Origin of the sequence: Exiguobacterium sp. s130 (assembly GCF_018619055.1) — a bacterium.
Classification (GTDB): domain Bacteria; phylum Bacillota; class Bacilli; order Exiguobacteriales; family Exiguobacteriaceae; genus Exiguobacterium_A.
Window position 1 is genome coordinate 67,986 of sequence record NZ_JACSNI010000006.1, and the last position, 12,754, is coordinate 80,739.

Annotated in this window: 12 protein-coding genes and 1 riboswitch; of the genes, 7 read left to right on the forward strand and 5 right to left on the reverse strand. The window is 48.1% G+C overall.

Annotated features, from left to right (window positions below):
• Positions 1–2 precede the first annotated feature (2 nt).
• Entirely contained in the window at positions 3–1,406 is a 1,404-nt protein-coding gene (locus HZS85_RS13975; RefSeq protein ID WP_214856569.1) for an amino acid permease, read from the forward strand.
• Positions 1,381–2,316: a homocysteine S-methyltransferase gene (gene mmuM / locus HZS85_RS13980; RefSeq protein WP_214856570.1), complete on the forward strand. Its 936-nt coding sequence runs from the start codon at positions 1,381–1,383 to the stop codon at positions 2,314–2,316. The genes HZS85_RS13975 and mmuM overlap by 26 nt, the downstream gene beginning before the upstream one ends.
• Before the next feature lie 70 nt (positions 2,317–2,386).
• On the opposite strand, the gene HZS85_RS13985 is transcribed toward mmuM, so the two are convergent.
• Entirely contained in the window at positions 2,387–2,809 is a 423-nt protein-coding gene (locus HZS85_RS13985) for a MarR family winged helix-turn-helix transcriptional regulator (RefSeq protein ID WP_035411811.1), read from the reverse strand.
• 182 nt (positions 2,810–2,991) lie between these two features.
• Here HZS85_RS13985 and HZS85_RS13990 point away from each other — a divergent pair, with 182 nt between their 5' ends.
• Together HZS85_RS13990 and HZS85_RS13995 are read left to right on the forward strand one after the other, a co-directional pair.
• The gene (locus tag HZS85_RS13990) at positions 2,992–3,447 is read left to right on the forward strand and encodes a CBS domain-containing protein (RefSeq protein ID WP_035395501.1); all 456 of its coding nucleotides are present in this window, start codon (positions 2,992–2,994) and stop codon (positions 3,445–3,447) included.
• Between the two features lie 26 nt (positions 3,448–3,473).
• Positions 3,474–4,712: an MFS transporter gene (locus HZS85_RS13995; protein ID WP_214856571.1), complete on the forward strand. Its 1,239-nt coding sequence runs from the start codon at positions 3,474–3,476 to the stop codon at positions 4,710–4,712.
• A 52-nt stretch (positions 4,713–4,764) separates the two neighbouring features.
• On the opposite strand, the gene HZS85_RS14000 is transcribed toward HZS85_RS13995, so the two are convergent.
• Positions 4,765–5,190: a DUF1801 domain-containing protein gene (locus tag HZS85_RS14000; protein ID WP_214856573.1), complete on the reverse strand. Its 426-nt coding sequence runs from the start codon at positions 5,188–5,190 to the stop codon at positions 4,765–4,767.
• Positions 5,191–5,275: 85 nt separating this feature from the next.
• Here HZS85_RS14000 and HZS85_RS14005 point away from each other — a divergent pair, with 85 nt between their 5' ends.
• Positions 5,276–5,623, forward strand: coding sequence for a hypothetical protein (locus HZS85_RS14005; RefSeq protein WP_214856574.1), 348 nt, complete (start codon positions 5,276–5,278; stop codon positions 5,621–5,623).
• 18 nt (positions 5,624–5,641) lie between these two features.
• On the opposite strand, the gene HZS85_RS14010 is transcribed toward HZS85_RS14005, so the two are convergent.
• Positions 5,642–6,874, reverse strand: coding sequence for a M20 family metallopeptidase (locus HZS85_RS14010; RefSeq protein ID WP_251137999.1), 1,233 nt, complete (start codon positions 6,872–6,874; stop codon positions 5,642–5,644).
• A 140-nt stretch (positions 6,875–7,014) separates the two neighbouring features.
• Entirely contained in the window at positions 7,015–7,845 is an 831-nt protein-coding gene (locus HZS85_RS14015) for an SDR family oxidoreductase (protein WP_214856575.1), read from the reverse strand.
• Positions 7,846–7,917: 72 nt separating this feature from the next.
• Between HZS85_RS14015 and HZS85_RS14020 the strand changes: the two genes are divergently transcribed.
• Both HZS85_RS14020 and htpG read left to right on the forward strand, forming a co-directional pair.
• Complete coding sequence (locus HZS85_RS14020; protein ID WP_251138000.1) at positions 7,918–8,850, forward strand: hypothetical protein; 933 nt, start codon at positions 7,918–7,920, stop codon at positions 8,848–8,850.
• Between the two features lie 83 nt (positions 8,851–8,933).
• The gene (htpG, locus tag HZS85_RS14025) at positions 8,934–10,796 is read left to right on the forward strand and encodes a molecular chaperone HtpG (RefSeq protein WP_214856576.1); all 1,863 of its coding nucleotides are present in this window, start codon (positions 8,934–8,936) and stop codon (positions 10,794–10,796) included.
• A 65-nt stretch (positions 10,797–10,861) separates the two neighbouring features.
• Here the strand turns inward: htpG and HZS85_RS14030 are convergent, their stop codons facing one another.
• Positions 10,862–12,445, reverse strand: coding sequence for a Na+/H+ antiporter NhaC family protein (locus tag HZS85_RS14030; RefSeq protein WP_214856577.1), 1,584 nt, complete (start codon positions 12,443–12,445; stop codon positions 10,862–10,864).
• A 110-nt stretch (positions 12,446–12,555) separates the two neighbouring features.
• A riboswitch (Lysine riboswitch) is annotated at positions 12,556–12,734 on the reverse strand.
• Positions 12,735–12,754 lie beyond the last annotated feature (20 nt).

The following is a 12,754-nucleotide window of genomic DNA, read 5'->3' on the forward strand; positions in this document are numbered from 1 at the left end:
TCATGAAAACGAGCGGAGCGTTTCGACGCAAGATGGAATCACGTCATCTGATCATGCTGTCGTTAGGAGGCGTCATTGGAACAGGATTATTTTTAAGTACAGGTTATACGTTGGAACAAGCGGGACGTGTCGGAACGATTTTGTCGTATTTAATCGGAGCCGTCGTCGTCTACTTAGTCATGTTAAGTCTTGGCGAACTCGCTGTACACATGCCGGAAACCGGATCATTCCATAAGTACGCAACGAAGTATATCGGACCCGGTACCGGTTATACGGTGGCCTGGCTCTACTGGCTGACGTGGACGGTCGCCCTTGGTTCAGAATTCACGGCAGCAGGCATTTTAATGCAACGTTGGTTCCCGTCGATTCCAGTCTTTGTGTTCAGTGCATTATTCGCTGCGATGATCCTTGGTATCAACGTCTTGAAGGTCCGCGTATTTGCTGAAGTCGAGTTTTGGTTCTCCGCCATTAAGGTCGTAACGATCATTGCTTTCATTTTACTTGGTGCGGGAGCGATCGTTGGCTTCATCCCATTACAAGATGGTAGCCCGGCACCATTCTTTTCTTCCTTAACGGAAGGAGGATTGTTTCCAAATGGGGCATTTGCGATCTTCATGACGATGCTTGCCGTGAACTTTGCTTACTCAGGAACGGAATTGATCGGCGTCGCAGCGGGTGAAGCGGTCGATCCGAAGCGGACGATTCCGCTTGCGATCCGAACAACGATTTTGCGACTCGTCCTCTTTTTCGTCGGTACGATCATCGTATTAGCCGTCTTATTGCCAACGGAAGGGAAGGGTGTGCTCGAAAGTCCATTCGTTGCGGTGTTTGAACGAATCGGGATTCCGTATGCGGCAGACGTGATGAACTTCGTCATTCTGACAGCGATCTTATCGGCAGCGAACTCTGGGCTTTACGCTGCCTCCCGGATGCTTTGGTCGCTTGCGAACGAACGCATGATTCCGCGCTTCTTCGCCCAGGTGACACCAAGTGGGGTTCCACTTCGAGCTGTATTGTTCAGCATGCTTGGCGGAGGACTTGCTTTGCTTTCTAGCATCTATGCAGCAGGAAGTGTCTATATCGCGCTCGTCTCGATTTCCGGTCTTGCTGTCGTCGTCGTCTGGATGAGTATCAGCGTTGCGCAGTATCGCTTCCGGAAACAATTCCTCCGCGAAGGGCATATGGTCGACGAATTGGTCTATCGTACACCACTCTTTCCATTGATACCGATCGCCGCTTTCGTCGTCTGTTTGATTTCCCTGATTGGTATCGGATTTGATCCGACGCAACGAGTCGCCTTGTATTGCGGTATCCCATTCATCGTGATCTGTTATGTCGTTCATGCGTTCACGAATTCTTCTCAGAAACGGAGTGTTGAAGATGTCCCGAATCAAAAATCCAGTTGATCAACGATTACAGGAAGTTCCTTTCCTAATTTTAGATGGTGCGCTTGCGACTGAACTCGAACAAAAGGGATTCGACCTGAACGATCCACTCTGGTCAGCACGCCTCTTAATCGAAGCACCGGAACAGATTGAGCGTGTCCATCACGATTACTTTGAAGTGGGCGCCGATGTTGCGATCACCTCAAGCTATCAAGCAAATATCGAAGGATTCAAGCAACGTCACATCACGACCGAGGAAGCACAAGCGTTAATTCGACAAACGGTTACCTTAGCGCAAGATGCACGGACGCGTAGCGGAAAGAGTGCCGCATTGATCGCGGGTTCAGTTGGTCCTTATGGTGCCTACTTAGCAGATGGTTCTGAGTATCGCGGTCATTATGGTGTGTCAGCAGATGTGCTAGAAGCCTTCCACAGACCGCGCATCGAAGCATTGATTGAAGCGGGGGCTGATCTGCTGGCATTCGAGACGATTCCGTCGCTTGAGGAAGCTGTCGTGTTGTTCGGGATTCTCGAAGCGTTCCCGGAAGTATCTGCTTGGCTGACGTTCTCGCTTCAAGATGCGACGCACATCAGTGAAGGAACGGCACTTGCGACGTGCATCGAGACGATCGGACAGCATCCGCAACTTGCAGCAATCGGCGCAAATTGTTTTCCAGCATCCTACGCGACCGACTTCATCCGTCACATCAAGACGTTGACGAGTGTTCCAATCATCGTCTATCCGAACTCCGGTGAGGTCTATGATCCGGTCGCAAAAACATGGTCAGGTACGAATAATCAGTGTACGTCGTTCCAAGCCATCGCAAAGACATGGTATGAAGCTGGAGCACGATTGATTGGCGGTTGTTGTAGAACTTCACCGGAACATATCGCGCAAATTCGTTCGGTTTGCCAGGTTTCTCATACGTGATGAATGATGACGAAAAAACGGACACGAAATCAATCGATTTCGCGTCCGTTTTTTTTATGGTGTAATTCCATTACCGTTCGCGCAAGGCGCGATTGAATTGTTGCAATAGGCGTCCGAAATCTTCTGCATCATCCGCTGGCCAGTCTGTCAGTAGACGTTCGATGCTTGCGAGACGTGCGGTTCGGTAGATGGTGAGTTCTTGTTGTCCTTTATCTGTAATATGATAGAAAAAGGCTCGCCCATCTGTCGGATCTTTTACTTTTTCAACGAGTTGCTTCTGATCGAGTGCCGCTGCTTGGCGACTGACGGTCGAGACATCGAGCTGAAGTTCACGGGCAAGTGTTTTAACACCGACGTTGCCGGAATCCGCTAATTGTCGCAGTAAGAGATAAGAAGCACGGTCCAAATTACGATTGTCTGCCGTCGCCGTCGTTAAGCGCCGGATCAGGATCGCTAACTCGAGTTCAATGGTTTCGAGTGATTGTTGAGACATCGGGTATCTCCCCTTTCAAAAAAGTCTCTCTGTCCCTCATGATTACCCAATGTGGATAAGCTGTCAATGCGAAAAGCAGGAGGCTTGACAGAGTTGTAGTTGTATTATACAATTATTTTTGTTCTTTTAATTGTATCATACAACTTTAGTAGATGAGAAACGAACGACAAAGGAGAATTCAGATGAAAGCTTATGAGTCGATGAAACAAGAGGTCATCACGGTAAACGATACAGATCTGATTCGTACGGTCATCGAACGATTCATTCAATCTGGTATTAGCGGCGTACCTGTCATCAATGCCGAGCAAGAGGTCGTCGGTTATATCAGTGACGGAGATATCATGCGAGCGATCGGAAAACACAAGGACATCATCGTCGATACATTCTTATATGTAGATGTCATCAAAGGAGACGAAGAAGATTATGAAGATCGAATTCGTCATATCTTGAATCGACCTGTCATGGAACTTGCACGCCGGAAAGTCGTAACAGCGGACGCTGACACAGAAATGGAAGAGATTGCAGCGACACTCGGCGCAAAACGGATCAAAAAGCTTCCAATCCTCAAGGCAGGACGTCTTGTTGGGATCATTAGTCGAGGTGACGTCATCCGCCATTCGTTTAAACAGTTCATGTAACACATCCAATAGAAAGAAGGGACACTATGGCACTTGCTGAAAAAACAACGACGCTTGAGCCGGAAACGGTATTAGCGGAAAGCAAACATGGATTATTCCATCAACCGGTTGCTGTTTGGGCAGTCTTTTTCGCCAGTATCACAGCATTCATGGGAATGGGGCTCGTCAATCCTGTCTTACCGACGATTGCTGAAAATTTAGAAGCGTCCAAAAGTGAAGTAACGCTCTTATTTACAAGTTATAACGCCGTCATGGCATTCGCGATGTTAATTACAGGCGCGATCTCATCACGGATTGGTCAAAAAGGAACATTGATGCTCGGGATTGCAGTCATCGCAACTGTTGCTGGTTTTGCTTCACAAGCAGACAGCATTTGGACGCTCGTCGCGTTACGCGGTGGATGGGGACTTGGGAACGCCTTATTCGTCGCAACAGCACTTGCTGCGATTGTTTCGCTGTCATCAGGCGGAACAGCAAAAGCGATTATTTTATATGAAGCAGCCGTTGGTCTTGGGATTTCGATCGGACCGCTATTAGGCGGAACGCTCGGTTCGATCACATGGCGCGCCCCATTCATGGGTGTTGCGACGATCATGATCATCGCGTTTCTTGTCTTACTTTTCTTGATGCCAAAACAAGCAGCATCTGTTGCACCGAAACAGAAGTTATCATTAAAAGCACCGTTCCAAGCGATGAAACATCGTTCATTACTGACACTCGGAATCGTTGCAGCGCTTTATAACGTTGGTTTCTTTACGATCATGGCTTATGCACCATTCGTCATGAAACTACCAGCGAAAGGACTCGGATTCGTCTTCCTCGGTTGGGGGATGTTGCTTGCGATCACATCAGTCTTAACGGCTCCGAAACTGAAACAATGGTTCGGAACGATCAAAGCGATGATCATGATGTTGATCACATTCGCGATCTTGCTTCTGTTGATGGGGATCTTCACGGAAACTCCAGCCGTCGTCATCGTCTGTGTCATCTTGGCGGGAGCTGTGCTTGGGAATAACAACACGCTCATCACGACAGCTGTCATGGATGCAGCACCTGTCGAACGTTCAACAGCATCTGCGGCATACAGTTTCCTACGTTTTCTCGGGGCAGCCATCGCGCCATTCATGGCCGGTAAATTGGCTGAAATCTTCAACGCAAATCTACCGTTTTATGTCGGAAGTGGCTTCGTCCTCTTATCCGTCATCATCATCGGGGTCAATCTCAAACACATTCGCCATATCGATCGGACGGAAGGCGGACATTAATTCGATAACAAGACAGCCGAAGCGCATTCGCTTCGGCTGTTTTTGATTGAAATCAAGAGGGGTACATGGTTTTTAACGTGCGGATCGAGTGCTCGATCATTTCACGAAGTATGCCTAAGTCGATGTCAGTCAGTCGTTTGACGTAGATGCAGGACTTACCGCGTCGATACGTACCGAGACTGGCAAGCAGTCGTTCTGAGACTGCGTCTTCACCAAGCGCGAGATAAAGGACGAGGTTCGTCTTCCGCGGAGAAAAGCCGACATAAAAGCTGTCGCCCTCGCGGCCGGAGGCGTAGCGATAATGGTAGGAACCAAAACCAATCAAGGATGAACCCCAAAGGACGGCTTCATATCCCATGACATCTTCGAAGAACTGACGTAGTGTGATACCATCTGCTTGACGTTGCGGCGGTTCGACTTGTGCCAGAAAGGCATCAACGGACTGTTCGGTAGGACCTGTCTTTGGCGTATCAGGCATAAGCAGACTCCTTTCGGATGAAGAAGATATGGGTTACTTTCGAGAAGTACTAGTAAATATCCTGTGGCTCAGAGGTGGAAATCGAATGAAGCATCGTATCGTGTTTCGAGGAGAAGAAAGCAGTGTACTATGGGGAATCTTACACGTATATCCAACGCAAGAAGAACTAACGATTCAGATGGTAGGGCGGAATAGTGAACACCAGTTTTCAGTTACATTCAATCAATATGATGCGTTCATCCGTAACTTTGCTCACGTCCATGAGTCGTTACACGGTGAAGTCGTATTCGAGCAGGGAGTAATTCGTCTCCGCTTACGCTATGACCGACTTGGTCGTGTCTTCATCAGTTGGTCTGACGGACAAACGAGTCACCAGTTTCGCAGTGATCAAAGTTATTTAAGTGAGGCGTTAGCACAACTTGGCGTCTACTGAATCAGCTGATGAAAGGCGCTAACACAAAAAGAAGGGACGACATTCGGTTACAATATCGAATGTCGTCCCTTCTTTTTTTTTATGTGATGGGAGCGATTGATGTAATGGTGTGTTGATCAAGTTGAAGCAAAACGCAATCGTTTTTTTATATTCGGATAACGGAATCGATTCATCCACTTGGTGTGCGAGACGGAAATCATGGAATGAAGCGATTGCGATTGGAAATGACTTTTTCGCTTGGCTGAACATCGCACCATCCGTTCCACCTGGAATAGCGATTTTTCGTGGTGTCACGCCGCTAACCTGCTCCATCGTATCCGCGACCTGTTGCAAGAAAGGCGCCTGTTCATCGGTTTCACAAGAAGGAATATCCTTGATGACGGTCACGTTCATATCAAACTCGGGATCTTCTGCTACAAGACGACGCTCGATAGCTGTAAAGGCAGCAAGAACGTCCGCTCGATCGAACCCGGGAATCGTCCGAATATCCATATAAAACGAAGCCTGACTCGGAACGACGTTCGGTCCTTCGCCTCCTTTTATGGATGTGATTGACGCGACGACCGGACCAAGCGCCGGATGATGATTCGCCGTAATCGAGAAGCGTTCCGACTTCACTTCCTGGATGACGCGATAGACGTCATCGATCGCATTACGTCCGAGTTGAGGGGCAGAGCTGTGTGCACTTTTCCCACGACATGTCACTTCGATCCCAACGACACCTTTTTGTGCATAACCGATCATTCCGCTTGTTGGTTCTGTAATCAGTAAAGCGTCTAAATCATCCGCGTGTCCTTGTTCGGTCAAATGACGAGCACCCGTCATTCCATTCTCCTCATCGGATGTAATCAGAAGTTTGATAGTGTTTGGTCGGTCTTGACGTTCTCTATATTGAATCAGTGCTTGCACCATTGCCATGACACCTGATTTCATATCAGAAGCCCCACGACCATAGATGCGGCCGTTTTCGATTTCGCCGCCGTATGGATCTTTCGTCCAGCCGTCTCCTTGAACTGGAACCGTATCGAGATGACCAGATAGACCGAGGACGGCAGGACGTGAAACATCTTCGCTCGCAGGAACGGTCGCGACGAGACAAATTCGTTTTGGTGAAACTTCAATCCATTCTGTCGAGATCTGATGGTCGACCAGTACATCGTATACGTAACGTGCGACGGCTTCTTCTCCGTCCATCGGATTGACGCTTGGAATTTGAAGACACTGTTGTAAGTAAGCAATCGCTGTTTGCATGATTTTTTCCCCCTTTACCTGTCCTATACCCTGATAAAAATACTTCAGGGAGGTACACTAATTCAGAAAATAATTTGCGGTACTGAACGTCTTGAGGTAAAAGAAAAGCGGTGCAACCAAAGGGTTACACCGCGCATTGCTCATTCACTTTTTTCTGCTTCGTCTTTCCACTTCGAATCGATTAACATCTCTCCCGGCCATGTATAAGCCATGATGCCGCCATCCGCCGTGATGTCCTCACCTGTGACATACGAGCTGTCGTCAGAAGCAAGGAAGAGGGCAACCGTTGCCATCTCGCGTGGTTTACCGAGTCGACCGAGTGGTGTGATCCAGGCGTTCGCATCGCGGAACTGTTTGCCTTTTTCTTTTTCTTTTTCACCGACGAGTGTATCGATGAGTGGTGTTTCAATCGTTCCTGGCGATAACGAATTGACACGAATGCCATGACGCGCGTAATCGATTGCCATCGCGCGAGTGAAGTTCGCAATCCCGCCTTTCGCCGCGTTATAACCAGACCGGTTCAAGTCAGCTGCGCGACCCGACATCGATGACGTATTGATGATCGAACCACCGTTATCCAGCATGAGTGGAATCAAGAATTTACTGACGAGGAATGTACCGCGTAAATCGACAGCGATGATCCGGTCGAAGAGATCGATTGGATACTCGTGGACTTTCCCACCTTGTTCATCGATTCCGGCATTGTTGAAGAGGACGTCGACCGTACCGTACGTCTCTTTGACATGCTTCGCAAGTTGCTCAACACTCTCGACGTCTGAGACGTCAACATGGACGGCTTCCGCTTTCCCGCCTTGTTGTGTAATCTGTTCTACTGTTTGTTGTGCTTTTTCAAGTGAGACATCGGCACAAACGACCGTTGCTCCTTGTTCTGCGAATACAAGCGCAGTTGCTTGTCCAATTCCTGTTGCCGAGCCGGTAATGACAGCTATTTTTTGATCCAGTCTACCCATTGCTAAATCCCTCCTAAGTCGTATCGTTCACCTTATGAAACATTCCCGGAGAAATGGAGGTTAAACCCATCGATGCGTCTAGTAATAGAAGATAAGGGGTACATCTACAACAGCATAATCGCTGTAAAAAGGGAGAGGAGAACGCTGACATCCGATCAATGGCAACTTGCCAAAAAATTATTACAGGAAGCTGTCGAGTATCAAATGACGCTCGAGAAAAGTGCGTTCGCAGATCAACTGATTGATCAAACGACACCTGTCCTTTGGTTTGGTGATGCGACGCGTAGCAGTTGGGTGACGATCGCGACGAACCCATCCCGAACACAGTTTTTAGACCGGACGGGCGCATTACGATTCGACGAGACCGGTCCGCTCTTTATTCGTCCGAAGTCGATGTCATGGGAGGATTATCTCCAGGAGGAGACGCTGACAGATTCAATCCGGCGCTTCAATGATTATTTCAAACAACCGAACATTTACCGGATATGGTTCGGTCGACCTGGTGGCGGTAAGCTTGAAGGATTCTTGAACGGACTCGGTGCGTCGTTTTACGAGGAGGCGCTTGATCCAGTCGTTCATCTGGATTTTTTCCCGTTTCCGACGCACCACTACATGGGAGCGATCAAAGAACGCGGGGTGTTAGAAGATAGTCCGTTCGGTCAGACATTTTTGTTACGCCTGCTTGAACTGTTTTCGATAAAAGGAATCATTCTGCTCGGGAAGGAGCACACGAAACGATTTGCAAAGCTTGAACCAGCAATCGATTGGCATATGTATCAACCAACAGATTATCCGGACGCGATTTTTCAAATCGGCTTTTCGTCACAATTTCAGGTCCCCGTCGTCGGTCTCCACTTCAAACCAAGTGAGCAATTCATCGGTCTCGGTAATCGAAAAGATGAAAACGGCGTCAGCCATGGCACCTACGGGTCAGCAGAGCACTTACGTCAAATCGGAAAAATCGTCCGTGAAAAAGTCGTAAAAAATAGCGGGAAAGAAGATTGACAGATATTTAGAACTCCCTAATAATAGGAGATGAATTAGCACTCTATATGAATGAGTGCTAAAAAAGGGGAGGCAGAATGAGCATGGAAACGAAACAATTTAAGGCGGAATCAAAACGATTGCTGGAGATGATGATTCATTCCATCTATACGCATAAGGAGATTTTCCTGCGCGAATTGATCTCGAATGCAAGTGACGCCATGGATAAGATGTACTACAAAGCATTGACGGACGAGACGATTTCGTTCGAAAAGGAACACTACAAAATTACGATCGAACCAAATAAAGAAGCGCGTCAACTCATCATTCGTGATACGGGAATCGGAATGACGAAGGAAGAACTAGAAGAGAATCTCGGTACGATCGCAAAAAGTGGATCGCTTGCCTTTAAGGCAGAGAATGAAGCACAAGATGGTCATGATATCATCGGTCAATTCGGTGTCGGATTCTATTCCGCCTTCATGGTCGCAGACGTCGTCACTGTCGTTACGAAACCGTTCGGTAGTACGATTGCTTATAAATGGGAATCGCGTGGTGTCGAAGGCTATACGATCGAGGAAGTCGACAAGGACACGGTTGGAACGGAGATTACGCTTCATATTAAGACGAATGAAGACGAAGAATCGTATGATGAATACCTCGAGACGTATCGTCTGCGCAACATCATCAAGAAATACTCGGATTTCATCCGTTATCCGATCGAGATGAAGGAACTCGAACGTCAGCCGATCGAGGGCAGTGACGAGACGGAAGAGGTCGAGGTCGTCAAGACGATCAACAGCATGGTGCCGATCTGGCGGAAGAACAAACGAGAATTGACAGACGAAGACTATGCGAACTTCTACCAAGAGAAGCGGTATGGTTTTGACAAACCGGCAAAACACATTCATATCAGCGTCGATGGCGCCGTTCGTTATCAATCGATCTTATTCATTCCGGAACAGGCACCGTACGATTATTATTCGAAAGAATTTGAAAAAGGACTCGAGCTTTATGCGAATGGTGTCTTGATCATGGAAAAATGCAGTGATTTGTTGCCGGATCACTTCAGTTTCGTCAAAGGGATGGTCGACTCGGAGGACTTATCGCTTAACATCTCGCGTGAGTTGTTGCAACACGATCGTCAATTGAAACTGATCGCGAAAAATATCCAAAGTAAAATTAAAACACAACTCGAAGCACTTTTACGCGAAGATCGCGCGAAGTACGAAACGTTCTATCAAGCGTTCGGACGTCAGCTGAAGTTTGGTATGTACAATGATTACGGCATGCATAAAGAACAGGTACAGGACCTGATCCTCTTCTACTCAGCGAAGGAGAAGAAGTTGATCACGCTCGCAGAATACGTCGCAGCGATGCCGGAAGACCAAGCGCATATCTACTACGCCGCTGGTGAGAGTACGAATCGTCTGGATAAATTACCACAATCCGAGCTCGTCCGTGATAAAGGTTACGATATCTTGTACTTCACGGAAGAGATCGATGAGTTCGCGATCCAGATGCTCGTGACGTACAACGAGAAGACGTTCAAGTCGGTCACGAGTAGCGATTTAGGGATCGAAGCAGAAGAAGCGGAGACGACGGATGCACAAGCGGAGATGTTCCAAGCAATGCAGGAAGTGCTAAGTGGACAAGTCAAGGAAGTCAAAGCATCAACGCGTCTAAAATCGCATCCCGTCTGTTTTGCGACGGACGGCGCCGTCTCGATCGAGATGGAGAAAATCTTGAAGGCGATGCCGAATAACGAAGGGGTAGAAGCGGTCAAGATTCTTGAATTGAATCCGTCACACGCGGTGTTCGAGTCTCTCGAAACAGCGTATCAAAACGATCGTTCGAAATTCGAGCGCTATACCAAACTAATGTATCAACAAGCATTACTTGTCGAAGGACTTCCACTCGAGGATCCAGTAGCGTTCGCGAATGATGTGTGTTTATTGATGGTGTGAAACGAATAGATATAAAAAAGGCATTGGATGCGCGCATCCAATGCCTTTTTTCGTAAAGAATTACATTAATCCGTCTGTAAATCCGAAGCGGTTTCTCCTTTTTTCGAGAGAACGTTCAAGACGACGACGAAGAGTACGAATGTGACAAGAGCTCCGATGAAACCGAAGACCGAAGACTCCGTGAAACCGATGACTAAATAACCGACTGCCGCAGTGACGGCACCGACTAGCGCATACGGTAACTGTGTCGTGACATGATCGATATGATGGGATCCAGCCCCTGTCGAACTGAGGATCGTCGTATCGGAAATCGGTGAACAATGGTCACCGAAGACAGATCCAGCAAGAACAGCAGCAAGCGTCGGTAACAAGAGTGAGGCATCGACAGCCATGACGAGATCCGCACCGATGGGCAACACGATCCCGAATGTGCCCCAACTTGTTCCTGTCGAGAATGCCATCAAGCCGGCAATCAAGAATAACAAGAACGGCAAGTACGAAGCAGAAATCGAGTTGCTGATGAAGCTTGCGAGATAATCGCCTGTTTTCATATCACCAATAACAGCGATGATCGTCCAAGCGAATAACAGAATCACGACTGCTGGCCACATGGAACGCATACCAGCAACGATGCTTGCACGGTAATCGCGGCCCGGAATTTTCCGTCCGATCAGCATCAGGAAAGCAACGATTAAACTGATGACGACACCTGCGACGAGTGACCGTGTGACGTCTGTTGCCTCAAATGCTCCAATTAAAGTAAACGGGCGATTGTCGGTTGCAAGTGCCTGAGCACCTGTTCCGAGTAACGCACTGATCGTAGCAATGACGAGAACGACGATTGGAACGACGAGATCCCGTACTTTTCCGTTCGTATGTTCGTTGACCTCTTTTGCCATCCCCATCGGTGTTCCTTTTGACGCATCAAAAAGTTCACCTTTCGCGGCACGGTGTTCATGTTGTTTCATCGGTCCGACAGAGACGCCAGAGTAAGCGATGTAAAGTGTTAAAAGTAACGCGAAAATCGCATAGAAGTTCATTGGAACGATCATCATGAAGGCACTAAACGCTGAGTAATCCGTAATCGAGTGCGTCGTTAAGATACCGGCGATGATGGAGATGATGAATGCACCCCAACTCGAAAGCGGACTGATGACACAAACAGGTGCAGCCGTTGAGTCAATCAGATAGGCAAGCTTTGCTCGTGAGACACCGCGGCGATCCGTTAACGGACGACTAACGTTGCCGACAGCGAGACTGTTGAAGTAATCATCGATGAAAATCAAGATACCGAGTCCGAAGGCGACTAAGCGTGCACCACGCGCCGTTTTGACATGCGTAGCAGCCCATTCACCGAAGGCGCGAGCACCACCTGATGTCTGAATGAGCGTGGAAAGGACGCCGAGCAATAACAAGAAGACAAGCAATAAGACGTTCCACTCGTTCAAGGCACCGTCTGCCCAAAAGAGACTGAAGATGTTCTTGCCGAGATAGGTTACCGTATCGATCGGGTTAAAACGGTGGAGTAACAGGGCACCGACGAGAATGCCGACACCTAACGAAAGAACGACCTTTCGCGTAAAGATGGCTAATAAGATAGCTAGTAAAGCAGGTACAAGGGCAATGATGGAATCTGAATAGTTGACCATGAAAAATATCCTCCTCTTTAAAAATGGCTTAAAGATGAGACCCCGCGGCACAAAAAAAGCAAGGGCACCGGCAACAAAGCCGACACCCTCGCTGGATGCGTCTTTCTTAGCCGAATTGGAGCGCTCCATACAACTGTTATGTATGGCAATCGATCGGGTGTTTCCCGAATCGACCAACGACGATATGCTCGACACATACTGTCATTTCGGCGATGTCACCTTTCCTGTAGTCGTCTTCGTTGTCATCCTCGGACCAAGTACTGATTGAAATCGCGCCTCTACCTCATCGATAGAATAGTCATATTCTGT